20 protein-coding genes are annotated in these 25729 nt (G+C 44.6%); 12 read left to right on the top strand and 8 right to left on the bottom strand.

All coding sequences use genetic code 11. The features are described 5' to 3' along the window. The first annotated feature begins 87 nt into the window (after nt 1-87). Together NM125_RS11750 and NM125_RS11745 are read left to right on the top strand one after the other, a co-directional pair. Nucleotides 88-3369 (top strand): SusC/RagA family TonB-linked outer membrane protein, encoded by a 3282-nt coding sequence (locus NM125_RS11750; protein ID WP_255135125.1) that lies wholly within the window; start codon nt 88-90, stop codon nt 3367-3369. Nucleotides 3370-3413: 44 nt separating this feature from the next. After that, a complete protein-coding gene (locus NM125_RS11745; RefSeq protein ID WP_255135124.1) occupies nt 3414-4868 on the top strand; it encodes a SusD/RagB family nutrient-binding outer membrane lipoprotein in 1455 nt (484 codons plus the stop codon). A 488-nt stretch (nt 4869-5356) separates the two neighbouring features. On the opposite strand, the gene NM125_RS11740 is transcribed toward NM125_RS11745, so the two are convergent. Then, nucleotides 5357-6778, bottom strand: coding sequence for a GWxTD domain-containing protein (locus tag NM125_RS11740; protein ID WP_255135123.1), 1422 nt, complete (start codon nt 6776-6778; stop codon nt 5357-5359). Nucleotides 6779-6877: 99 nt separating this feature from the next. Here NM125_RS11740 and pyk point away from each other — a divergent pair, with 99 nt between their 5' ends. Next, nucleotides 6878-8311: a pyruvate kinase gene (gene pyk / locus NM125_RS11735; RefSeq protein ID WP_255135122.1), complete on the top strand. Its 1434-nt coding sequence runs from the start codon at nt 6878-6880 to the stop codon at nt 8309-8311. Between the two features lie 22 nt (nt 8312-8333). Then, nucleotides 8334-11075 carry a type IX secretion system periplasmic lipoprotein PorW/SprE gene (gene porW, locus NM125_RS11730; protein ID WP_255135121.1) on the top strand — a complete coding sequence of 914 codons (2742 nt, stop codon included), beginning with the start codon at nt 8334-8336 and terminating at the stop codon, nt 11073-11075. A gap of 10 nt (nt 11076-11085) precedes the next feature. Here the strand turns inward: porW and NM125_RS11725 are convergent, their stop codons facing one another. Next, entirely contained in the window at nt 11086-12108 is a 1023-nt protein-coding gene (locus tag NM125_RS11725) for a quinone-dependent dihydroorotate dehydrogenase (protein WP_255135120.1), read from the bottom strand. A gap of 68 nt (nt 12109-12176) precedes the next feature. Between NM125_RS11725 and NM125_RS11720 the strand changes: the two genes are divergently transcribed. The 4 genes from NM125_RS11720 (at nt 12177) to NM125_RS11705 (ending at nt 15988) form a co-directional block, all read left to right on the top strand. Beyond that, nucleotides 12177-13457 (top strand): anthranilate synthase component I family protein, encoded by a 1281-nt coding sequence (locus NM125_RS11720; RefSeq protein ID WP_255135119.1) that lies wholly within the window; start codon nt 12177-12179, stop codon nt 13455-13457. A 62-nt stretch (nt 13458-13519) separates the two neighbouring features. Continuing rightward, complete coding sequence (locus NM125_RS11715) at nt 13520-15007, top strand: sigma 54-interacting transcriptional regulator (protein WP_255135118.1); 1488 nt, start codon at nt 13520-13522, stop codon at nt 15005-15007. Nucleotides 15008-15079: 72 nt separating this feature from the next. Beyond that, nucleotides 15080-15301, top strand: a complete 222-nt coding sequence (gene rpmE, locus NM125_RS11710; RefSeq protein WP_255135117.1) for a 50S ribosomal protein L31 — start codon at nt 15080-15082, stop codon at nt 15299-15301. A gap of 63 nt (nt 15302-15364) precedes the next feature. Next, entirely contained in the window at nt 15365-15988 is a 624-nt protein-coding gene (locus tag NM125_RS11705; RefSeq protein ID WP_255135116.1) for an MBL fold metallo-hydrolase, read from the top strand. Between the two features lie 14 nt (nt 15989-16002). Here the strand turns inward: NM125_RS11705 and NM125_RS11700 are convergent, their stop codons facing one another. The 4 genes from NM125_RS11700 to NM125_RS11685 all read right to left on the bottom strand — a co-directional run bounded on the left by NM125_RS11700 (nt 16003) and on the right by NM125_RS11685 (nt 19113). Further along, nucleotides 16003-16629, bottom strand: coding sequence for a tetratricopeptide repeat-containing protein (locus NM125_RS11700; RefSeq protein WP_255135115.1), 627 nt, complete (start codon nt 16627-16629; stop codon nt 16003-16005). 56 nt (nt 16630-16685) lie between these two features. Then, nucleotides 16686-17201 (bottom strand): LPS assembly lipoprotein LptE, encoded by a 516-nt coding sequence (gene lptE, locus NM125_RS11695; RefSeq protein ID WP_255135114.1) that lies wholly within the window; start codon nt 17199-17201, stop codon nt 16686-16688. Further along, nucleotides 17188-18480: a sigma-54 interaction domain-containing protein gene (locus NM125_RS11690; protein WP_255135113.1), complete on the bottom strand. Its 1293-nt coding sequence runs from the start codon at nt 18478-18480 to the stop codon at nt 17188-17190. The genes lptE and NM125_RS11690 overlap by 14 nt, the downstream gene beginning before the upstream one ends. A gap of 150 nt (nt 18481-18630) precedes the next feature. Next, a complete protein-coding gene (locus NM125_RS11685; RefSeq protein WP_255135112.1) occupies nt 18631-19113 on the bottom strand; it encodes an Lrp/AsnC family transcriptional regulator in 483 nt (160 codons plus the stop codon). 191 nt (nt 19114-19304) lie between these two features. Here NM125_RS11685 and serS point away from each other — a divergent pair, with 191 nt between their 5' ends. Next, nucleotides 19305-20573 (top strand): serine--tRNA ligase, encoded by a 1269-nt coding sequence (gene serS, locus NM125_RS11680; protein WP_255135111.1) that lies wholly within the window; start codon nt 19305-19307, stop codon nt 20571-20573. A 25-nt stretch (nt 20574-20598) separates the two neighbouring features. On the opposite strand, the gene NM125_RS11675 is transcribed toward serS, so the two are convergent. Together NM125_RS11675 and dusB are read right to left on the bottom strand one after the other, a co-directional pair. After that, entirely contained in the window at nt 20599-20802 is a 204-nt protein-coding gene (locus tag NM125_RS11675) for a hypothetical protein (RefSeq protein WP_255135110.1), read from the bottom strand. A 133-nt stretch (nt 20803-20935) separates the two neighbouring features. Further along, nucleotides 20936-21925 (bottom strand): tRNA dihydrouridine synthase DusB, encoded by a 990-nt coding sequence (dusB, locus tag NM125_RS11670; protein WP_255135109.1) that lies wholly within the window; start codon nt 21923-21925, stop codon nt 20936-20938. Between the two features lie 253 nt (nt 21926-22178). Here dusB and NM125_RS11665 point away from each other — a divergent pair, with 253 nt between their 5' ends. The 3 genes from NM125_RS11665 (at nt 22179) to radA (ending at nt 25725) form a co-directional block, all read left to right on the top strand. Then, nucleotides 22179-23255, top strand: a complete 1077-nt coding sequence (locus tag NM125_RS11665; protein WP_255135108.1) for a class I fructose-bisphosphate aldolase — start codon at nt 22179-22181, stop codon at nt 23253-23255. 82 nt (nt 23256-23337) lie between these two features. Further along, a complete protein-coding gene (locus NM125_RS11660) occupies nt 23338-24381 on the top strand; it encodes a lysylphosphatidylglycerol synthase transmembrane domain-containing protein (RefSeq protein ID WP_255135107.1) in 1044 nt (347 codons plus the stop codon). 3 nt (nt 24382-24384) lie between these two features. Continuing rightward, nucleotides 24385-25725: a DNA repair protein RadA gene (gene radA / locus NM125_RS11655; RefSeq protein ID WP_255135105.1), complete on the top strand. Its 1341-nt coding sequence runs from the start codon at nt 24385-24387 to the stop codon at nt 25723-25725. The last annotated feature ends 4 nt before the right edge of the window (nt 25726-25729 follow it).

Genomic DNA, 25729 nt, shown 5'->3' with positions numbered 1-25729 from the left:
AGAACGTAAATTAAGGTTGAATCAAGGATGTCATTTGGTTATCATCGCTTACATTCTTTAACAGAAACATTACAATAGAGGTATAATATGTTGAAAAAGCTACTTTTCAGTACGATTATGTCCATGGTTTTTATGTCGGCAGCCTTTGCGCAATCGACAACCATAACCGGGACAGTAACTGATGCAGAAACTGGCGATCCTCTTCCACAGGTTGCAATATACATTGTGGATTTGGCTACTGGTGCTGCTACTAATATTGATGGCGAATATTCAATAAGTGGTGTTGAATACGGAACCTACACATTTCGTGTGAGTTCGGTAGGTTACATCACCATTGAACAGGAAATGACCGTCAATGCAAACAATAACACATTCGATTTTGAACTGGCACAAGATCTTCAGCTACTTGAAGACGTGGTAGTAACTGCTTTTGGTGTGAGCCGTGAGCAGAAATCTATCGGTTATTCCGTTCAGGACGTTGACGCTGAACAACTTGCACAAGTTGACCAAAATAGCGTTGTTGGCGCTCTTGGTGGTAAAGTTGCCGGTGTTCAGGTTGTAGGAAGCCCGACTATGGGTGGATCTGAGCGTATCCGAATCCGTGGTGTTAACGGACTATCTGATGGCCAGCCACTATTCGTAGTAGATGGAACACCCGTTGATAACAGCTCATTCTTAGTATCAGGTGGTGGGTCTGCCCGAGGTCGTGACCTTGGTAACCTTGCATCCGATATTGACCTGAGCAGTGTTCAGAACGTTTCGGTACTTAAAGGTGCTGCGGCATCTGCACTGTACGGAAACCGTGCTGCTAACGGTGTAATTCTTATTACTACCAAGAACGGACAAATGGGTGCTGACCAACCGGTACGCATCGACTTTTCTAACAGTACACATTTTGAAAACGTGTACATTCTGCCTGATTACCAAAACCAGTACGGTGGTGGATATACGCAGGACTTCTTGCAGTACACTGATCCAGCGGATGGCCAAACCTATAATGGGTTAAACTATGCAGCTGATGAGAGCTGGGGTCCAAGAATGGATGGTACTATGTATCGCCCATGGTGGTCTTGGTTTGATCATGACTTTGACGGAGACGGACAAAGCGAATATGGAACAGAAATTCCTATGGAAGCCAACCCGGATAATGTTCGTAACTTCTACGAAACCGGTGTTCGTATTTCGAACAAGCTTTCTATCTCCGGTGGTTCAAGTAATGCAGCGTATCGCGCAGGCGTGAACCATACCAATCAAACCGGCGTGTATCCGAACTCCGATCTTGATAAGACAGCCATTAACTTCAATGGGTCATTGAATCACAATAACAAGCTGACTTCAAGTATCGCATTCAACTATGTGAACACACAAGGTAAAGGCCGACCTGCAACCGGATATTCAGCTGCTCAGGGTAACCCTGCTCAGTCTATGAATCAGTGGTTCCAGCGACAGCTACGAATGGATTACCTGAAGCAGTACGAGCAGGATAACGGTACTAAGATGTCCTGGAATATTCGATCCAACACGAATACTCGTCCGCTTTACTGGGATAGCCCATATTTCTCTGTATATGAAAACGTACAGCAGGATGACCGGGATCGTGTATATGGAAACTACAATCTTTCCTATAACGTGAATGAGAACATTGAACTGCTTGGTAAATTACACCTTGATCAGTATTCATTCACTGTAGAAGATCGTATTGGCAGTGGAGGTCTTGAAGAAGACTGGTACTACATTGCTCAGCGTTCTCGCCGCGAAGTGAACTATGAGCTTGGTGCTCGTTTCAACCAAGACTTTGAAGACATCTCTGTTTCCGGTTATTTAGGAAGTAATATTCTTACACAGGACTACAGCTCTGTAATCCAGCAAACTGTTGGTGGTCTTTCCACTCCTAACTTCTTCAATATTGATGCTTCGGTTAACCGACCGGATGTAACAAGTTATAAAGAGCAGAAAGAAGTTCGCAGTTTATTTGGTACAGCTACCCTTGGTTTCAGAGACTTCATCTATGTTGAAGGTTCTCTGAGAAATGACTGGTCTTCTGCACTGCCTGAAGACAATAACTCATATCTGTATTACGGACTTTCAGGAAGTTTAATCTTCACTGAATTTGATCTGTTCAGCAATCAGGATATCCTGAGCTTTGGTAAGCTGAGAGCTTCTATTGCACAGGTAGGAAGTGATCTGGATCCTTACCGAATCCTGCAGACATTCAATAGTGCTACTCCATACGGAAGTCAGCCTACACAGTCTATCCCAAATGTGCTTTCTAACCCTGACTTGAAGCCGGCGATTTCTTCCGACTACGAGTTTGGTGTTGACTTGCGCTTCTTTAACGGGAGACTGCGCACAGACGTTAACTATTACAACTCTGTACGTGAAGATGAAATCATTCAGCTGGATGCACCCGGATCAAGTGGATATAACGCCACCTTGGTTAACGCCGGTGAATTTGAAACTACCGGTTGGGAAGTTGCTGTTGGAACCACTCCAATTGAGTCCAGAGATCTGTCTGTTGATATGACCGTTAACTGGTCAGCAAGTACATCCCGTGTAGTTAAACTTGCCGAAGGTATTGATACCCGACTGCTTGAAAGTGCATTCTTCGGTCTTCAGTTGTATGCTGAAGAAGGCAAAGAGTGGGGTAGAGCCATTACTTCCGGTGGATACGGTGGTACACTCCGTCATGAGAACGGTAAGCCAATCGTTAATGCTTCCGGAACTGCTTATGAGCTGGAAACCAACAAAGACTTAGGAAATATTCTTCCTGATTGGAATGGTGGTTTCGACCTTGATGTAAACTACAAGAACTTCTCATTAGGAGCTTTTGTACAATTCCAGAAAGGCGGAAAATTCTATTCTATCTCAAGAATGTTCGGTGCTTACTCCGGTCTGACCCAGGAAACTGTTGGAAACAACAATTTGGGTAACCCTGTACGTGATCCGGTTCTTGACGCTAATGGAAATGAAGTGGTTTCCGTACCTGTAGGAAGTGCAAACTCTGCTTCAGGTGGTATGCTTCTGGAAGGAGTTGACTCCAATGGTAATGAGGTTGCTTATCTTGTAGATGCGCCAACTTACTGGCTGAACAAGTTCTTCAACAAAGAAGAATGGCTGGAAGATGCAAGCTACATTAAGCTTAGAGAAGTATCTCTAACGTACAACATTCCTGTTAGTACCATTGAGCGACTGCCTCTGTCTCGTGCAAGCGTTTCGCTTGTAGCTATGAATCCATTATTAATCTATTCAAGCGTTACCGGTGTTGATCCGTCAGCTATCCAGAACAACGCAAATGGATTTGGATTCTGGGAAGGTGGAACCATACCGGGAACACGCTCCTTCGGATTTAATATCAACGTAGGATTTTAAATCATAGGAGATAGATTATTATGAACTTTTTAAATAAAAATTATATGAAAGCCGTAAAAAGCATAGTTCTTGTTACATTAGTGACCGTTCTATTTGCGAGCTGTGATGATTTTGGAAACATCAATACGGATCCAAATAACCCATCACAGGTAAGAACTGAGTTATTGCTTACGAATGCTCAGAAAAGCATGGATAGTAAGGTTGGCGCCGTAATGGGAACTCTTTGGGTGCAGTATATTGGGGAAACTCAGTACACTGACGACCAGGAGTACCGTAACGTAAATGCCAACTTTAACGGATGGTACACAGGTCCGCTACAGGATCTGCAGACCATTATTGATCTAAATTCTAACCCTGAAACAGCCGGCAACGTACTTTCCGGTGGTAGCAATGCCAACCAGATTGCTGTGGCTCGTATTCTGAAGGCCTATTTCTACATGATGATCACTGATCGTTGGGGAATGGTTCCTTACTCTGAAGCACTTCAGGGTAGAGAAAACCTTCAGCCTGCATACGATGCACAAGACGCTATCTACTCTGATCTTATTGCAGAGTTGAAAGCAGCGGCTGAGCAGATTGATCCAAATTCCGCAGCTGTTGTGGGAGATATCATCTTTGAAGGTGATATGGATCAGTGGGCAGCTTTTGCAAACAGTCTGCGTGCGCGTGCTGCACTGCGCCTGTCTGAAGCAAATGCTTCTTTAGGCTCAACAGAATTCGCAGATGCCGTTAGTGATGGCATTATTCAGGAAGATGTTATGTATCCGTATTTATCTAATGCGGATAACGAAAACCCATGGTACAGCCGGTTCCGAACACGAACTGACTATGCTATCCATAAAACGATAGCGGATACCATGAAGGCCCTGAATGACTACCGAATCCTGGTATATGCAAATCCTGCTCCGGATGAAGACAATGGAGACAGTGAAGTGACCTTCGATGAAATTGAAGGAATACCATTCTTGCAGAATGCTGGTAACCTTCCGAACTCGGCAATTTCATTCCCGGGTTCTGCTATTGGTGCCGGTGGCCCAGGAGTTGGGCAGCAAGACGCTCCACTTCCAATTATTACCGTAGCTGAAATGGAGTTTGCGCAAGCAGAAGCCGTTGAGCGTGGTTGGATTACCGGAGTAGCTGCCGATCATTACAATGCAGGTATCGAAGCTTCATGGAACCAGTGGGGCGTATTCGATCAAGCTAATTTTACCGCTTATCTTGCAAATCCTGAAGTTGCTTACAGTTCTACAACTTGGGAAGAGCAGATTGGTTACCAGAAATGGCTGGCATTGTTTCCAAACGGCTACGAAGCATGGTCTGAATGGAGACGTTTAGGTTATCCTGATTTAGAGCCAAACGAGTGGGGGGTATTGAATCAAATACCTGTACGTTTTACGTACCCAACTTCTGAGGCGACTAACAATACGGAGAACTACAACGCCGCTGTTGATGCTCAAGGTCCTGATGCACCAACTACCAATGTATGGTGGGATCAATAAGCCTTAGCTAATCAATTCATTCAATTGATATTTAAGAGCTGCTCTCTAACGAGGGCAGCTTTTTTTATGCCTTGCAATCTGACTTGAGTACTTACTGTTGTAAGCTATATTCATCTCGAATTCAGGGTATTAATAATTTAGAAAGGGATATCGTTGTTAAGTTGGGAACGGAGAGGTAATAGAGAAAGAGTCGTTTACTACAATCAGGTAATCACTCTGTAAAATCCCCCAAATGGGATTCATGAAAAAATCTTCACGACTCAATCTTGCCCAATTGTTTACTATTTGCACCGTCACCCTAACGAAATTTAGCCGTCGGAAAAGGCAGTTTAGGGTCCGAATACTTGAAATGGATGTACCCTTACATTCAGTTCTTGTCTTCTGCGATGTCGTTAACGACTCGCTTATTTACCTGAAAAGACCCCAGCATTCGCTGATATTATTTTTATAGCCACCAGAGTTCAGGCCTGTCTAAGTATTGTAGTGTATCAAATATTTGAATTGATAATACTACCTGACAACCAGAGTTGTTTTACTCTGTATTCTATTTGAAAATAGGTGTTGTCTCGTTGAAGTATGTAGTGGTCGAAAGGATAGAAATCGGATTTTGATTTGCTCCGTTTAAAATAAAACGTGTATTCCGGTAAGCTCGCATTATAGTTGTAAGACCACTGAATCTCATTTAAGCTTCGATTCTGATAAAGCGGCGGGCCCAATAAAATGTAAACCATACCCATATCTGTTTTCCAGCCTTCTTTAAAATTAGAGAAAAGCTTGTTAGCCTCTTCCACTCTCTGATAGTAAAGGGAAATTATATTTCTGGCTAGGGCTGAATTTTGAATATTACTTAGCCAGAAACGGTCGATCGCTGCTTTCAAAGAGTCGGAGTTTTCGATAGCCATAAGTTCTTCGTACTCCTTGTCCGGCATCAGGTAGATGAGTGGAGCAGCAAGTTCTTCTGCAGATTTAACGGATGGGTAGTTGTTACTTTTAATGGAAAAGTCCCGGGCTTTGTACAGGGTTTCCTTATCGTTTAGGTTTGGACTCACCTCAAACCGATAATTGCCCCTTGGAAGATTCTCAAAAGCAAACTCGATGGTCACATTACCGGGCTGGCTAAGCTGTCGTTGAGTGCTTTGTATAACTTCAAAGTCACGGTAGTCAATGCCTTTATATTTAATGCTTGAAGAAGATCTGTTCACAAAGCTCATGGGGGAGGAATAGGAACTGTCTGAGCGGAATTTAATTAACCGGGCCTGCAGGGTAACCGGGTCGGAGGTAGAATTGAATAACTGAAATTCAAATTTAAGGCTGTCGGCGGCAAGGCTTACATCGTAAGTTGTAACCGGGAAAAAGTTATTATTGAGCTCTTCCGCTTTAGCAAAAATCCGGATATTGGTAATATTCGTTACTTCTTCTTCTAAATCCGGCAGGTTTACTTCACCACTTCTTATGGTAGTTTTACCGGTAGCCTCATCAGTAGCTGCTACGGTCACGGAATATTTGCCCGGGGATATATTAAACTCTTTGTTAAACAGGTAAATGTCGTCTTCAAAGCCGCTGGTGGCTAAAGTACGGTCCAATTTAATAGGGTAGTTAAAAGACTCAGCCTTATTTTGGTCTGTGTTTCTGATCTCAATTTCAATGCTCACTTTAGCCTGTAAGTTGTCTTCGTCTTTTTTGAATACCAGGCTGTTTTTGGGGATACTTCCTGAAACCAATAATTTAAGTTGTTGACTGGAACTGATTACTCCGGCTATTTCAGTTCTCAATTCAGGATGACCGGGTTGGTATGCATAATCAGACCCTCGTTTAACATCTTCTATATAAGAACTGTTACAACCTGAAATCAGTAGTAGTAAACCTATGAGGGAAAGGGAGTAAAAAAAATCTCTGGGTAGTAATTTCATGGTGAGGCCTCTTTTTTAAAAAACAATTCACAATGATTGTAACATTTAACCTATCTTAACTATGTTAAAACACTTGCTCACTTTAAATAAACACTCTATATGATATCTGCAAGGCGCCGAACAAAAATTGTATGTACTATTGGCCCCAGCTGTAACACTCTTAACAAGATAGAAGAACTTTTATTACACGGTATGAACGTCGCCCGGGTGAATTTTTCACACGGCACCCATGAAGATCATGCCAAAGTGATTAAACATATCCGGAAAACAGCTAAGAAATATGAATATAGCGTTCCGGTTTTAATGGATTTGCAAGGCCCTAAAATCAGAGTGGGCCAAATGAAAAACGGTGGGGTTGAATTGGAAACTGGCTCCATCGTGAAAATTACCGGGGAAGATGTAACCGGAGACAGTTCCGTAATCCCCATCGACTATAAAAACCTGCTGCATGAAGCCGAAGTCGGTAATTCCATTCTTCTTGATGACGGCCTGCTTGAATTTAAGGTGATCGAGAAAAAGCCGGATTCCCTGCAGGCAAAGGTGGTAATTGGTGGCGAGCTGAAATCACGAAAAGGTGTTAACCTTCCCAATGTGAGGATTTCAATTCCATCCTTAACCGAAAAAGACCTAAAGGATCTGGAATTCGGGATTAAGCAGGATGTGGACCTGATCGCCCTGTCGTTTGTTAGATCAGCGAAAGACGTTCGGGATATAATTTCCCGAGTGAGAGCAGCGGGAAGTCAGGCAGCCATTATTGCAAAAATTGAAAAACCGGAAGCTCTGGATGTAATCGATGAGATTATTGAAGAAGCAGATGGCATTATGGTAGCCCGCGGCGATTTGGGAATTGAGATACCCACAGAACAGGTTCCCATCGTTCAGAAAATGATTATCGAGAAATGCCGGATGGCCGGTAAGCCGGTAATTACGGCTACACAAATGCTGGATTCAATGATCAATAATCCACGCCCAACTCGTGCTGAGAGTTCAGATGTTGCCAATGCGGTACTGGATGGAACCGACGCCGTAATGCTTTCCGGAGAAACAGCGGCCGGTAAATACCCGATGGAAGCTGTGAATGTGATGGATCGGATTTGCCGCTCGGTGGAAGAGAAGCGCCCGCAAATTTACAACAGCCTAGGCTATCGAAAACCGGAATGGAAAGAAAAACAGGTAATAGAATCATTAGCCTATTCCTGCGTTACCATTGCTGATAATGTAGAGGCAAAAGCCATAAGCACGATCACCCATTCTGGAAACACGGCCCGGCGAATCGCTAAATTTCGTCCCAAAGTACCCATTGTTGCTTTTACCGAAAGCCAAAAAGTGCGCCGCCAGTTAAATCTTGTGTGGGGCGTATATTCGGTACGACTGGATGAACTTTTTGACACTGACAGAAGCGTTCGGATGATGGAGGATTACCTTCACGAAAACGGCATGGTTAAAAATGGTGACCGTGTGATTGTAGCTACGGGCATGCCTATCGCCAAACGTGGCCGCACAAACATGATCAAAGTAAGTACGATTGAATAAAGCAGTGCGTTAAAGCAACAACATGATGATGCGCAGACTCCTTTTTATTTCTTTTGTTTTGATTCTATTGACAGGGTGTAAAACCTCGTTCCAATCAAAATGGAAGAATTTCAACGCTTATTATAACACCTATTACAATGCCCAGAAGAGTTACCAGTCGGGGCTTCAAAAAAACCTGGATCAGCAGCGCGAGTATAATCCGCTTCAGCCCATCCGGATTCACCCCAAACCGGTAAATGCAGGAGCTTCGGATTTTGATAAAGCCATTCAGAAAGGAGCCGATGTACTTCGACGCTACGAAGAAACGAAATGGGTGGACGATGCCATCGGCTTAATCGGTAAGTCGTATTATTTCAGGCAGGAATATTTCTCGGCAGATCAGAAGTTTAAAGAGTTGTTCGTGACTACCGAGAACCCTGATATGCAGCAAAAATCTATTTTATGGCAGGGAAGAGTATTGCTGGATATGGAGCTGTACAATGAAGGGATCGCCTTTCTATCTGAACAGCTGACACTTCTTGAGGGGGAATGGAATGAAGGCTACCGTGCGGAAGCAAAGGCTTTGCTTGCCCAACATCACGTTAAGATGGAAAATTGGCAGGTGGCGGCAAACGTACTTTCGGAAGCTCTTCCAAACCTTGAAAAGAAAGAATACCGGGAGAAAGGATACTTTTTACTTGGGCAGGTTTACGAACGCTTAGGTAATCCCGAAGCTGCTTTTGATGCGTATAACAAAGTTCAGAATCATTATGTGGAATACCGGATCCAGTATTTGTCTCAGCGCAAAAAAGCGGAAGTGGCCCGCGCACTTGGTCGCAATGAAGTAGCCTTTCAGATTTTTGACGACATGGTTCGGGATGATAAGAATCTTGAATACAAGGCTGAGCTCGATTTCGAACTGGCCAGAACAGAGCACGAACGCAATAATTACAAACGTGCGGAAAAGCTGTACAACAACGTGCTTCATAATAACCTTCGTCAGCCGACCCCGGATATTGCTGCCCGGGCTTATTATGGCCTGGCCGAGATTTACCGTTTTTCCTATGATAATTTTGAAGAAGCCGCTGCATACTATGATTCTGCAGCTCAGAAGAATGTAGCCGCCGAAAAACTTCCAGAAGACTTTCAGGCAAAAGAGCTGGCAGAATCTTTTGGTAACTATGCCCGGTTCAAATCTGAAATAGCTCTGCAGGATAGCCTTCTTCGTCTGGGACGCCTTTCTCCGGAAGCCTTCGACTCTGTGTTAGTGGAACTGCGGAAGAAGAAAATAGCCGAGTTGGAACGGCTGAAAGAGCAGCAGGAACAACAGCAAAACCAACTGGTGACGGTAAACAGAAATGAGGATGAATCGGACGCTACCAATAACATGAGTAATGGATTTCTGAATTCTAATAACCCGGTTGTTCAGGAAAATGTACGTCAGCAATTTTATGCTATTTGGGGCGACCGGCCTTTAGCTGATAACTGGCGGGTTGAAAGCATGATTGATTATTCAGCCATCTCGAATGAGGCCGATGGTGCAGTGGCAGGCTCCGGTGCGGCATCAAACCAACAGCAGGTTAATGTAAAGATTGATTTGAGTGCGATTCCTTTTACACCACAGGAGCAGGATTCGGTACAGGAACTTATTGCATCCTATCAGTATCAATTGGGAAACTTGTTTTTTCTGTCGTTAAACTCACCTGACAGTGCCACCTATTATTTCCAGAAGGCCATTGAGAATCCTTCTAAAGTGAACATCAATACGGTTTCTCTGTACTCACTCTCCGAGCTTTATTCTATTCAGGAAAACGAAGACGAGGCTCGTTATTATGCCCGCCGACTTATCGAAGAATATCCTGAAACGGAATATGCCCGCCGGGTATCTGAGAAATTTGGAATCCCGTTAACACTCGGGGAAAAGGAAAACACAAAAAGTCCTTTCGAAGTGTATAACGAAATCAACTCGGAAGACTCGCTATCACACCTTGAAAAGGCGAGCCGGTTAAAACAGTTATCGCTCAATAATTCAACACACCGGATTGCCCCCAAGGCACTTTATGAGGCTATTCAGTCTTATATGATGGCCGGAAAAGATAATCCGGACTACCGTTCAAAAATTTCTGATTGGGTTGAACGGAATGATGTATGGGAGCAAAAAAGAGCCGCCTTTCAAATGGAGAAGGATTCAGCTGAGGCCACGCTAAACGACACCACCATCACCGAAGACATGCGTCAGGATTTGCAGTCTTTGGTAGACTCAAGCTTAACCAAACCCGTGTTTACCGAATCTTTTCCTTATGAAGGAGCGATGTGGGACAGCGCCCGTACAGCAGCCGACACCTTTTTAGAAATATTTACAGATTCTGACTATGTGGGAAAGGTGAACAGAATAAAGGAAGAACTTGCCGTGCCGGTTGTTAAAGAAGAGATACAACCGGCAGAGCAACCTGAAATTATAGCTGAAGAGGAGACATCACCGGCCGAAGGTTATACGAGTTGTGAAAGTATCGGGGCAGAGCTAACGGTAAGGGGTGGGATGCAGTCGTTCCTGAGTAATCTAACCATCCCGAAAGACATCGAGGTTAATGAGTTAACCTACTTATTTCGGGTGAATAGGCGTGGTGTTGTGGATGAGTTTACACTGGAGACCGAAAATGCGCCCGCTGAGCTCGTTTCAGCCTTTGAGCAGGGGATTGAGTCAGGATTAAGTTTTGAGCCGGTTATGAGCGAAGGACAGGCTGTTTCGGTAGAGTGTAAGGTTACATTCCCGGTCAATAATTGATCAGCAGTATTTAAAGCTGTCTTTTAATCCTTTTAACCAATCCCGGGCCTTCATAAACCAGTCCGGTATAAATCTGAATCAGGGAAGCTCCGGCTTCTATTTTCTCGATGGCTGCACGCGGGCTGTCAATTCCACCAACGCCAATAATCGGCTTCTCATTTTGGGTGATCTCAGCCAGCCACTGTACAACTTGTGTACTTCTTTGCTGAATCGCCCTTCCGCTTAATCCGCCATTGCCGATTCTATTCAACACATCTTCACCGGTTGCTAATTGATCCCTAACGGAAGAAGTATTGGTAGCCACATAACCGGCCACTCCAAAATCCTCACAAATCCCGACCAGATTTTCCAGGCTTTCTCTTTCGATATCTACCGTAAACTTGACTAAAGATGGCTTTTGCCCTTCTTTTCCGGGCTCAAGGGTAGCGAGTAAATCTCTGAGCGCTTCCGGGTCTTCAAAAGTTTTTCCCTCCCCGGTATTGGGGCACGAGATGTTGATGGTTATGTAATCGGCAACCGGTTGTGCCTTTTCGTAGCTGTATAAATAATCCTGCAGGGCAGCATCACCATGAATGGAAGCATCGTTTGTTTTGGCAATATTCACGCCCAGGGGAATATCCAAATTCAGTGAAGAAAGTCGTTTGGTGATAGCATCAGCTCCTTCGTTATTCAATCCCATCCGGTTGATTAAGGAGTGATCTTTGGGAAGCCTGAAGGCGCGCGGTCTTGGATTTCCGTCAGATGGTTGGGCGGTGATGCTGCCTACTTCCACAAAGCCGAAACCAAGAGCTTGCATTGCCCTGGGAGTTGTCCCGTTTTTATCAAAACCGGCTGCCAGGCCAATCGGGTTGGGAAACGTGAGGCCAAACAATTCCTGTTCTAACTCCGTGCGGGTTTCGTTATACAGGCTTGCTGCCAGTGTTTGCAGCAGTGGCGAGTTATTGGTTTTGGATGCAATAGAGAGGGCCCAGTCGTGAGCTTTTTCCGCATCTGTTTTAAATAAAAGGGGTTTGAGAAGCTTTTTGTAAATCATCGCGACAATGATACGAAAAAACGTTCAAAAAGAGTGAAAGAAGCCTTATAATCGGTCGCCTATTTTATATGAAAAAAGCAGAACTATACATATCGGCTTTAGTGCGCAGATCACGAGATGCGGGGGATGTCATTCTGCTTGAATCTCAAATGCCCGGTCACCCGGCAAGCACGAAAAGCTATCTGGCGATGCAGCCTTCGGCATGGATTAAAGCCCGTGGTAGCGAGATCGAGGTATGGGACGGGGAGTCGGTACAAGCGTTTAAAGGCGATCCCTGGGATTATCTGAGCCGGTTCAAAAAAGAGCATAACGAATGGTTGTTTGGCTATCTGGGATATGATCTAAAAAACAATGTTGAGAACCTGCAGTCCGATAATAAAGAGCTGATAAACGCACCTGATTTATACTTCATGGTTCCCGGGACCTTAATTGAGATTGATGCAGCCGGCAAGGTAAAATTTGTGAAGGGCGAGCTGAATGAGGCATTGCGAAAAGGCTTAGAGCCCGGAGAAATATCCATCACCCCAAAAAGACAGATTTCAGAATCTGAATATATCAGGAAGGTAGAGCAGGCAAAGAAAGACATTTATGAAGGCAGGTATTATGAAATAAACTTGTCTCACCCCCTGGAATTTGAAATAAAAGGCGATAGCTGGGATTTGTATGAAGCCATGAAAGCAGCAGGCCCGGTTCCTTTTGGTGGCTATGCAAATATCGTAGGCCTTTCAATTTGTTGTTCATCTCCTGAGCGATTCTTAGCCAGGACAGCTAATCGTGTTTGGTCACAACCTATAAAAGGAACTGCATCACGGAAAGCCGGAGACAAGGCACTGCTTGATGTCGAAAAACTTCGCCAATCAGAGAAAGAGAGGGCGGAAAACCTGATGATTGTTGACCTGGTGAGAAATGATCTCAGTCGGGTGGCGGAAACCCAAAGCGTGAAGGTATCAAATTTGTTTGAAATCCAGAGCTTTGAGACGGTGCATCAAATGGTTTCAACGGTTGAGTGTACCGTGCCCGTTCACACCGATAGCATCGAGATTATAAAAAGTTGCTTTCCTATGGGATCCATGACGGGAGCGCCAAAGATTGCTTCCATGAAGGCCATCGAGAAGTACGAAGATTACAAACGCGGAATCTATTCCGGGGCCATGGGTTATATAAGGCCAAACGGGGATTTTGATTTTAATGTGGTCATCAGAACGGCTATTTCGGAGGGTGATAAGCTGGTTTATCCGGTGGGAGGGGCAATCACCAGCGACTCGGACCCAAAGGCGGAGTGGGAGGAGACGCTGATAAAAGCCCGGGCGATTACAAATATTTTCGAGAATTTCGAAGAAGCTGAATGAAGACTCTTTAATGTGGGTTATGAAAACAGGAAGTAAAAATCATAGCACATCGAAGGATCAGAATGAAGGCGAGTACATTAGGTGAACTAAAGGAAAGTGGTTGGGAATCAATATCAGTTAAGGAAGAGATACGCAAGAATTTAATACAGAAGATGAGGTCCGGTGAAGAGCTTTTCCCCGGAATACTCGGATACGATAAAACAGTAATTCCACAAGTTCAGCACGCACTTCTTTCCCGGCACGATATGATTCTTCTTGGGTTGCGGGGGCAGGCAAAAACCCGAATGTTAAGGCTGCTGGTTAATTTCCTGGATGAGTATATTCCCATTGTTAAAGGCTCGGAAATCAATGACGATCCGCTTAACCCACTGTCGAAATACGCCAAAGAATTAGTTGAGGAAAAGGGTGATGATACGCCCATTGACTGGCTTCACCGCTCTTACCGTTATGGTGAGAAACTGGCCACCCCGGATACAACCGTTGCAGATTTAATTGGCGATATTGACCCGATTAAAGCAGCTACTAAGAAATTGACGCTTGCTGATCAAAATGTGATCAATTTTGGGCTGATTCCCCGAACCAACCGTGGGATTTTTGTAATCAATGAGCTGCCCGATCTTCAACCCAGAATACAGGTGGCGTTGTTGAACATCATGCAGGAGCGGGATATTCAGATTCGGGGGTTCAATGTCAGAATACCTTTAGATGTGTCGATGGCATTTTCTGCAAATCCTGAGGATTACACGAACCGTGGAAATATAATTACTCCACTCAAAGACCGAATCGACTCTCAGATTATTACTCACTATCCTAAAGAGCTGGGCGTGGGAATAGATATTACCCGACAGGAAGCCTGGCAGGAACGGGAAAGTGGAATCAAAATTCACATTCCCGATTTATATCGTGAAGTAATTGAAAAAGCCGCTTTTGAAGCACGCGAATCCGAGTATGTTGATCAAAAAAGTGGGGTTTCTACCCGGATGACCATCACCGCTCTGGAACAGGTTGTATCCTCCGCAGAACGCCGGGCCATTCTAAATAATGAGAAAGAGACAACGGTTCGAATCGCCGATTTATATCATATGGTTCCCGCTCTCACCGGCAAAATTGAACTGGTGTATGAAGGTGAGCAGGAAGGAGCTATCAGCGTTGCAAAACATATTCTGGGCAAAGCAGTAAGTAAGATGTTTAAGACACACTTTCCCGATCCACAGGCTAAAGCCGAAGACAAGAAATCGACCTACAAAGAAATTATGGATTGGTTTGCTGACGGCAATGAAATCAGTATATCGGACACCATTTCAAACAAAGAATATGAGAAGTCGCTGAACAGAGTGGAAGGGCTGAAGGAGTTGGTTCAATCTCAGGTTCGCGAAGCCGATTCATCCGAATTATTAATCTGGATGGACTTTGTGCTGGAAGCGCTGTATCAGAATTCGATGCTCAGCAAGCAAGATCTGGACGACCAAACATTGTACACCGATATGTTAGGTTCTATGTTCTCCTCGCTGGGAGATATAGACGAAGAAGGCTACGATGAATTTGAGTGATAATTAGATTGAATTCAGTTTTTGTTAGCCTTATATTTAGGGCCTTTGCAAATTTCAAGCAAGTATAAGACCATGAAAAAAGGAATTCATCCAGATTACAAAGAAATTACGGTAGTGATGAGCGATGGTACCGAGGTACAAACCCGCAGCACTATGGATACCAAAGACGGAGTGTATCGCAGCGAGGTTGACTCTAAAAACCATCCATTCTACACCAAGAGTAACACTTTTACGTCTACAGCCGGACGTGTTGACCGCTTTAAGCGTCGATACGGTAAAGGCGACGACAAGTAATTTTAGCAATCGTTTTTTAAGAAGGATGTATCTGCAAAGGTGCATCCTTTTTTTATGTAGCCTATGGAAATTCAAAAATTTGAAGTCGGCCCTTTTCTCGAAAACACCTATCTGCTCACCAAAAACGGGCAGCATCTGATTATTGATCCCGGTTTCTCAAACGAGACCGAGTATCAAAAGATGAAGGAACAAATGACCGGTGAGCTGAAGGCGGTTTTGCTTACCCATGCCCATGTTGATCATGTGTTGGGAATAAGCCGATTGAGAAATGACTTTGATGCACGGGTTTATCTGTGCTCAGAAGATCGGTTTCTGTGGGAAAATTTTGGAAGTCAGGCCCAGATGTTTGGGATCAATGAAACCGGCTTTGGTTTTGAGCCGGAGGCTCTGCCGACGGAGGGCTCATTCTCTATAGGCGATTTTGAATTTGACTGTTTATACACACCCGGACATTCCCCCGATCACATCTCTCTCTATTTTCGGGAACAGGAGTTGGTTATAGCCGGTGATGCTCTGTTTAAAGAAAGCATCGGCCGAACGGATTTATATAAAGGTAACTTTGAGTTGCTGTCAAAAAGTATCGAAGAGAAGCTATACACTTTACCTGAAAATACTACCGTTTACCCTGGGCACGGTCCTGAGACTACAATCGCTCACGAGAAACAGCATAATCCCTTTGTTAAATAGGAAGTAGGGTTCAATCAGTCGGCTGATTCCTGCTTATTCTTGAGCTTATCAATCTGCTTTTGATAATGCTCTGCCTTGTCCTGATCCTTATCGATGAGCCGTTCGTACATTTTAATAGCCTCTGATTTCCGGCCTTGCTTTGAATGAATTTTGGCCAGCGTTTCGGTAACCACATCATCGATTTCTTCGGACTCCTTACTCAGGTCGGAATCATCAAAATCCTCATCATCGGTAGGAATTTGAATACGTTTTGATTCCACCGCTTCCAGCATTCCGATGAGCCTGTCCAAATCCAATATAGGTGAAGTACGTGAACCCTGTTGTAATTTAAGCTTAGAAGAGGTGTAAGAAGTAGTAGGGATAGCGGCTTCGAATTTTTCGGGGTGGACCAGGAAATAATGTAAATGTTCCATTAACGGACTGCCGGGTGCATAGGTTTTTGCTTTCAACGCCTCTTTAATAGCATCCTTTTTGTTGTCCTGCAGATGGTAGAACCATGATAGTAGAAAATGGCCAACCGCATCGGGACCTCTTTTCTTTAGGTGCTTCCTGAGTTTCCGGGTAATCTCCTCCGGATTATCCCCGAACTTCTCTACATAAGAAGACAATGACTTTGGTATGTTGAATGGCAGTTGTTGCATGGGCTGTATTAAGACTGAACAATAATAAAGTGAAGTAGGGTTACAATCAAAGCTAATTACCAGTTACTCACGGCATCATTAAACATGTTATTTGCTGCTTGTTCGAGAGCACTGTTTGCGGCTTCGTTTTCCCCGTTAATGGGGTCATCAGTAGGATCGTATGTGAACTTCCCGGAAAAGGTGTTGGTCCATTCCGCTTCTTCTTTGGAGGCATATTTAAAGGTTGCCCGAACGGTAATTGTAACCTCGTTTTGGTCAGACTGTTCATCACCTCCAATACTGAAAGGGCGGTTGGTGTAGCCGGTTATCACCCCGTCCAACACGGCATCGGCATCACTTTCATTATTTGCCAGCTGAAGTTTGCTTTGATTTACGAACCTGTTTATGAGTGCTTCATTCAGTCGGTTGCTTAAATCCCCAAGTCCGCTGTTTGATTGATCCGGAAAGAAAGGAATGAAAATCGTATTAACGCCCTGAGGAATAGAGGCTCCGGTAAAGCTGTAACGAAGGCAGCTGCTAAAGCTCAGGCAGAAGATAGCCGTTACTAAAAGTAGTATTCTATTCCAGGCCATACTGATCCAATTTGCGGTATAAGGTTCGTTCACTTACACCCAGCGTTTCGGATGCTTTTCGGCGGTTTCCATCAAACCGTTTCAGGGCCTGATGAATGAGAAATTTCTCTGCTTCCTCTATAGAGGGGATTTCATTGTTCTGGAGGAAATCAACAAGCTCCGATTCTTCCTCTTCATCTAATTCAGGCTGCTCGGGCATAGATTGCATTCCCAATGTAGCGTGGTCACCAAGATCAACATTCACACCGGATACTTCCGCTTTATCCATCTCGTCGCGCACGGAAGCCGGTAAAGCCTTCAGGCCTTTGTTTGAAAAGGTGGAGTAAAGGAAATTGGCAAACATCTTTTTAACGTCGGCAATATCGTTTCTCAACTCAACCAATGCCCGGTAAACCAGCTCGCGGTCTTTATGGTCAAAGTCACTGCCGGGACCTTTGCTTTCTGCCTGATAAGCATCGTCGGCTACCATGGGCAGGTTATCGGTTCTGCCTTGTCTTTGCCGGCCTTTAAGATATTTTTGAAGCTTATCTGTATCTATAAACTGGGACTTTTCGAGTACAACCAGCTGTTCGGCTACATTCCTCAGCTCCCTGATGTTTCCCGGCCAGCGATAGGAAATAAGCAGCTCCCGGGCGTCATCAGAAAAACCTTTAAACACGGAATCATATCGGGCCGAATACTCCTCTACAAACTTCCGGAAGATAGGGATGATATCCTCTTGCCGGTCGCGCAGAGGGGGGAGTTTTATCTGAACGGTATCGAGGCGGTAGTACAGGTCTTCCCGAAAAGAACCGTCCTGCACCATCTGCCACAGATTTTGGTTGGTTGCAGCAATAACACGCACGTCGGTAGTTTGCACTTTACTGGACCCTACCCGGAAAAACTCGCCGTTTTCAAGTACACGAAGTAGTTTTACCTGTACATTCTTTGGAGTATCGCCAATTTCATCCAGAAAGATGGTGCCGCCGTTAGCCTTCTCAAAGTATCCTTCGCGGGAAGTTTCGGCACCGGTAAAAGCTCCCTTTTCATGGCCAAATAATTCACTTTCAATAATTCCCTCGGGGATGGCCCCGCAGTTTACTATAACCAGGTTGTTACGGCTTCGGTCGCTCATGGCATGGATGGCCCGGGCGGTAACATCTTTACCGACCCCGCTTTCGCCCTGTAAAGTTACGGTGATATCAGTTTTAGCGACCTGCATAATCTTGTCGATAACCTGCCGCATGGCTTCTGATTTACCAAGCAAACCAAACTGTTCTTGAAAAACTTCTCGATCCATAAAGAAAATAGAATTAAAGTATCAGCTCAGTGTCAGGCAAGCTGCATAGATAGTACTGATACCTTTAGAATTACATACTGTCAGAATGACGTAAGTTAACGATTCCTGCCTTAGTAAGTAAATGAAATGTGAAGGGAAATTAGCGCTCTTCTATTTCTTAATAAGCTCCACAGCATGCTCTACAGGTAGCGACCTTGTTTCCTTAAAGCTGGATAAAACAAGGTTTGAGCGGGTTTTGCTGACACCTTCCCAGGCCTGAATTCTGGAAAGCAGGCTCTCAAAAGAACCGGTATTCTTTGTTCTTACTTTCAGGAAGTGTGAACCGTCTCCGGTAATAGAATGGCACTCTAAAATTTCTCTTTCTTCAGCAGCTCTCTCTACAAAGGATTGATAGTTTTCCGAACCGTCAACCTGCACAAAGATGAAGGCTGTAATATCGAAGTGAAATTTCTTGCTGTTAAGGATGGCTTTATATCCTTCGATAAGTCCGCGTTCTTCCAGTTTTTTCATTCGTTCGGAAACCGAAGGAACCGACAAGTTTACCAATTCAGCAATGGTGTTTCGCTGTGCCCGGCCATGCTCCTGAAGATGGTTTAAAATAGCCAGATCGGTATCGTCTAATAAATGACTCATATTTTATCTTAAACTCCCTAAAAATTCTTTGATTGTTGGATGATAACCTTAATTATTTAGGTAATCAATAAGAAAAGCGCTTCCAGCGGAACTGTTTACTGGGAATTATTAAGCTCAAAAAAGGTGTAACAAAAAGTCGAATACCTCTTATCTTTGATGCTTAAATCAAAAGAAATTTACCGTACCTAAACATGCTCGACATCAACTTCATCAAAGAAAACCGCGAATTGGTAGAAAAGGCGATTATCAATAAGGGGGAGAAGGATACTTCTGTAGTAGAAAAAGTTCTGTCCGTGGATGAAGACTGGAGGTCTAAAGTACATGAGGGAGATTTGCTTCGAAGCGAAAGCAACACCAAGGCCAAGGAAATCGGAAAGCTGATGGGGCAGGGAAAGAAGGAAGAAGCCCAGGAGATCATCAAGAAAACCTCTCAGATGAAGGAGCGGATCAAGGAAATTGAAGAAGAGGTTAAAGAGCTTCGTGAAAAAAGGGATGACATGCTGCTCCGCATCCCGAATATTCCTCACCCGAGCGTTCCGGTTGGTGCCACGGAAGATGATAACGAGACGTTCAAAACCTGGGGCCAGCCCAACGAGAATGATTGGCGAAAACCGCATTGGGAGTTGACTGAACGGCACGGCTGGGTTGATTTTGAGCGAGGTGTGAAAGTAACGGGTGCCGGTTTCCCTTTTTATGTAGGTGGGGTTGCTCAACTACAAAGAGCATTGATAAATTATTTCATCAATGAAGCAGGAAAGGCAGGATATACCGAGCTTCAGGCTCCTTATTTTGTGAATGAAGACTCAGCGAGAGGAACAGGACAGATTCCCGATAAGGAAGACATGATGTATGTGATTCCGCGGGATGAGTTTTTTACGATTCCAACGGCTGAAGTGCCGGTTACAAACTTCCATCGTGATGAGATTATTGAGCTAAAAGAGCTGCCGCTGAAATATGTCTGCCATACTCCCTGTTGGAGACGGGAAGCCGGTTCATACGGAAAAGACGTTCGTGGATTGAACAGGCTGCATCAGTTTGATAAAGTGGAACTGGTGAAAATTGTAAATCCGGAAGATTCTTATGATGAACTGGAAAGCTTGCGGGAACACGCTGAAAAACTGCTCGAAGCACTGGAACTTCCATACCGCACTTTGTTAATGTGCACCGGCGATATGGGCTTCACACAGAGTAAAAAGTATGATATTGAGGTATGGAGTCTGGGCCAACAGCGCTGGCTGGAAGTGAGCTCATGCTCCAATTTTGAAAGTTTCCAGGCACGCCGGATGCAACTCCGCTACCGAAAAGATGAAAAGGAAATTGAGACGCTGCACACGCTGAACGGATCGGGGCTGGCATTACCGCGTGTTGTTTCAGCAATTTTGGAGGCTTACCAGGAAGAGAATGGGAAGGTCAGAGTGCCGGAGGTACTGAAGCCGTTTATTGGAAGGGATTATTTGTAGAGTAGCAGGTATTTAGCTTCTTTAATTATTGTTTTTTTTTAGTCAACCAAACGATTCCCCAAACCAAACCTACCAGGGCTAATGCAATCCCAAATCCTCCGAGGAATGCATACAGTAAATAGGGTAGAATAATACTGATAACGATACCGGTGATGGCTTTAAGGGGAGAGGCGGCTACAGCTGAAGCTCCAAGCAATGATTTAAAAAGTCGGGCCAATCGTGCTAACATGGGATGATTTTTGGTTCAAAGGTTTAGCAAGGTACGTCCGGGGTAAGGAAAAGATTCATATTGGAAAGATTAGTATTGAGTATTTGCATTGATTGCTCACTACTCACTTCTCATCACTAATATGATATGAAAATCACGCTACTGCATGAATCTCGGTTTCGTCAAAGTTGAGCAGGAGTTCCAGTATAGGATCCATCTCATCGTGTTCCATAAGCTGCATCCGTAAATTCTTTCCGTTACGAACTCCTTTCAGGTACTGTCCGTAATGTTTTTTCATGATGATGACCCCATAGCGCTCACCGTGTTGTTGAACGGAAAGGCGTAATTGTTCAGCACAGAGCTCAACACGTTGACGAACGGTTGGTTCCGGAAGCAGCTTCCCGGTTTCCAGGTAATGCCGGGTTTGTTCAAATATCCAGGGGTTGCCAATAGCTCCCCGGCCAATCATTACGCCGTCAACTCCTGTTTCCTCGAACATTTTTTTTGCGAGCTCGGGAGAAGTCACATCTCCATTCCCAATGATGGGAATTTCGAGTCCGGGTGTATTTTTAAGTTTCTTCAGCCAGTCCCACCGGGCATCCCCTTTGTATTTTTGGGAGCGAGTGCGGGCATGAACCGTAAGGGCTTTAACACCAAGTTTTTGAAGCATCAGGGCCACTTCCTGGATTTTGATGGTGTTGTCATCCCATCCCAGGCGGGTTTTAACGGTAACCGGCCGGTCTTGGACGGCATCAACCACGGTACCGGCCATTCGTTCCATCATGGCAAGATCTTTCAGGCAGCCGGCTCCGGCTCCTTTTTTCACAATCTTATAAACCGGGCACCCAAAGTTGATATCGACCAGATCCGGGTTTTGGTCAACAGCCACTTTTGCCGCTCCTTCCATCGCTTCCTCCCGTCCGCCAAAAATCTGAACACCAAACGGACGTTCCATTTCTTCGAAATCCATTTTCTGCATGGCAATATCGGAAGCTCTTATAATGGCTTCTGAACTGATGAATTCCGTGAATACAATATCTGCTCCTTTACGTCGGCAGAGCTGTCGGAACGGGGAATCCGTAACATCTTCCATAGGGGCAAGAAACAGGGGTTGATTTGGCAGTTCAATAGGACCGATATTCATTACTATAAAATGGTTTTGGCTTAATTTTAAATCAAAGATACAGCTTTTCAGAAGGATTTATAAGCTTGCAATCGGTATAAAAGGATTAGATAGTCTATTCAACGATGAATTGTTCGAAAACTATAAAGACTCGGTTTATCTTTCGCTATGAATTCATATAACTTCCCTTTAGCCATTTCCCTCTTTTAGGCTTATATTTTCAGCCCACTTACTCACTCATAAAAAAACTAATTCTAATAAGGGAAAACTTAATATGTCACTTGGAATTAACAGTATCGAAGAACTTCTTGGAGACGAAGCTTCGGATCTTCTCAACCACAAATGCAAGACGATAAGTCAGGATAGTATTATAAAACCAACCGCCAACTACGTCGATGACGTTTGGTACCATTCTGACCGCAACAACCGGGTGTTGCAAAACCTTCAAAGACTTTTAAATAATGGACGCTTAGGCGGAACCGGATATGTATCCATTCTGCCGGTAGATCAAGGTATTGAGCACTCAGCCGGTGCCTCATTCGCAAAAAATCCTGATTACTTTGATCCGGATCATATCGTGAATTTGGCTATGGAAGCAGGATGTAATGCCGTTGCTTCTACTTTTGGAGCCTTAGCTTCTGTATCCCGAAAATATGCTCACAAAATTCCTTTTGTGGTTAAGATTAACCATAACGAGCTGTTAACCTATCCAAACACCTACGATCAGATTATGTTTGGAACCATTGATCAGGCTTATGACATGGGTGCTGCTGCTGTTGGGGCAACCATTTATTTCGGCTCCGAAGAATCAAACCGACAAATTCAGGAAGTAGCACAGGCTTTTGCCTACGCTCACGAACTCGGTATGGCTACTATTTTGTGGTGCTATACCCGAAACTCAGCCTTTAAAGTAGATGGTGTTGACTATCATTCTTCGGCAGACTTAACCGGACAGGCCAACCACATCGGTACTACACTGGGAGCTGATATCATTAAGCAGAAACAGCCGAATAATAACGGTGGTTACAAAGCGCTGAACTCCGGTGATTCCAGCTATGGTAAACTGGACGAGCGTATCTATTCCGAATTATCATCCGATCACCCTATTGACTTGACCCGCTACCAGGTAGCGAACTGCTTTATGGGACGTGCCGGATTGATTAACTCAGGCGGTGCTTCCGGTTCCAACGACTTTGCTGATGCGGTTAAAACAGCCATCATCAACAAGAGAGCAGGTGGTATGGGACTTATAAGTGGACGTAAAGCATTCCAACGACCACTGAAAGAAGGGGTGAAACTTCTGAACATGATTCAGGACGTTTACCTGAATGATGAAATCACCCTCGCCTGATCGTGCATAATAATTACAGCCTTGCAGGGTTACCCTGTAAGGCTTTTTTTATTCAAGCCCACCTTTACCTAAAATTTTTTAATTGAGTTCTGAATCCGTAAATATCAGCCAGCCGCAATCCCTGATTTCCAGGAAGTACCTGATTATTTCCATATTATTGAGTCTTGCTACCATGGCGGGGGTTATTTATTGGACGTACACTCCGGGGGTTTTAGAATTTCTATCCAAAAGCCGGCTGCCGGGTCTGATTATCGCTCTCGTTGTTTCATTATTGAGAGTTTGGTTTTCAGCGGCTAAAATCCGGTTTCTTTCTGAAAAGAAATTAGACTGGTATGCTTCTGTTCGGGTTGTATTGGCTTGGGATTTTACCTCCGCGGTAACACCCTCAACCATCGGCGGAGCCCCTATGGCAACCTATGCCATGACCAAAGAAGGACTCAAGCTCGGTGATTCAGGTGCCATTATTCTCTATGGTGTATTGCTTGATCAAATCTGGTTCGCCCTCGCTATTCCGATTCTGTTAGTTTCCGGCATCTTCTATGAAGTCGTTCCCCCTGAAATTGGTTTGGTCGGGGATGTTTCAATGGGATTACTGTATGTGGGATTGCTGAGCTATGCGGGCTTGCTTGCCTATGGCGTTTTGGTAAATCCCACTGCCATTAAAAGGGTCGTGAAGTTTGTGTTCAAGCTGCCGGTGCTCCGGAGGATGGGAGATAAGGTGGAAGAAGAAGCGGAAAATCTGGAAGAGTATGCACAGCAGTTGGGGCAGAAACCATTAAGTTTTTTGTTGAAGGCTTTCTTCCTTTCAACGATGTCGTGGTTGGCCAGAATTGCGTTGCCGACTATCGTGGTATTGAGCCTGCTGCCGGCGCCTGAAGTACTTTCGGTGCTGAGGAGCCTGGCAATGAACCTGGCATTTTTGGTAGTCCCTACTCCCGGTGGCAGCGGAGGGGTTGAAGGACTTTTTGTGCTGTTCCAGGGACCTTTGATTTCGAGAGAAGGGTTTATCGGGCTTGCTGTATTCCTGTGGAGGATCATCAGCTATTACATTAGCATCGGGTTGGGGATGATGGCTACAACCTGGTATGTGAATCAAAAAGTTGTTGAAATTAAAGCGCAGGATTAATTCATGGCCAAGGTGAAAACGCAATATGAATGTTCCAGCTGCGGATACATATCACCAAAATGGAATGGAAGCTGCCCATCGTGCGGAGAGTGGAATACCTTTGTTGAAAAAACGGTAAGTAAGAACAAATCTTCATCCGGCCACAAAGCCAAAGTAGAAGGACTGGAATCATCCGCTGCACCTCAAAGATTAGATGACGTAGAAACGTCTGAAAAGAGCCGCTTTAAAAGTAATATTACTGAGCTGGATCGGGTACTTGGGGGGGGATTTTTACCCGGATCTTACGTGCTTATCGGGGGGGAACCGGGAGTGGGGAAAAGTACACTCACCCTTCAAATCGCTAAAGCCAATCCTGATTTAACCATTTTATATTGTGCCGGGGAGGAATCGGCCGGGCAGATAAAACAGCGGGCAGCACGGCTGGGTGTTGAATCCGACAAGCTACTTATCTACAATGAAACCCAGGTCGATAACATCATCGCCGAAGCGCAAAAGATGAAGCCGGACTTACTAATTGTGGATTCCATTCAAACGGTATATCGAACTGAGCTATCGAGTATGCCGGGGAGTATTCAACAGGTGAAAGAGTGTGCGGCTTTATTTCAGCAGCTGGCCAAGAAAAAAGATATTACAACACTGGTGATTGGACATGTAACCAAAGAAGGAGACATAGCGGGCCCGAGAGTGCTGGAGCATATGGTAGATACCGTGCTACAGTTTGAAGGCGACAAACAATATACCTACCGATTGCTACGAAGCCTGAAAAACCGTTTTGGAGCTGCACAGGAAGTGGGCGTCTTTGAGATGAAATCGGATGGGCTCATTGAAGTTTCTAATCCTTCCGAACTGTTTATATCTGACAAAACAGCCGGGGTTAGCGGAAATGCGGTAGTGTGCACCATGGAAGGAACCCGTCCGCTTTTGATTGAAGTACAAGCTCTGGTAACACCGTCGTCATATGGTTCACCCCAACGAACGGCAAATGGTTTTGACCGAAACAGGCTCGCTTTATTGCTCGCCGTTCTGGAAAAGAGAGTAGGGAAGAATTTCTCTAATCACGATGTGTATTTAAATATTGCCGGAGGATTCAGGCTTAACGACCCGGCCGGTGACTTAGGAGTATGCTGTGCATTGGTGTCCAGTTTAATGGATGAAGCGGTTTCTCAAAATATGGCGTTTATAGGCGAGGTGGGTTTGGGAGGAGAAATCCGGACGGTGCCTCACCTGGAGCAGCGCGAGAAAGAGGCAAAAAAATTGGGATACAAGCAGGTAATATTACCCGGAACAAAAGAGAGGGAAGGGGTTCGGTATGTACATCAGGCCATAAAAAAAGCCCTCGGTTAAAAAC

It is taken from the genome of Gracilimonas sediminicola (genome assembly GCF_024320785.1).
GTDB lineage: Bacteria > Bacteroidota > Rhodothermia > Balneolales > Balneolaceae > Gracilimonas > Gracilimonas sediminicola.
This window is presented reverse-complemented; position numbering and strand designations above follow the sequence as displayed.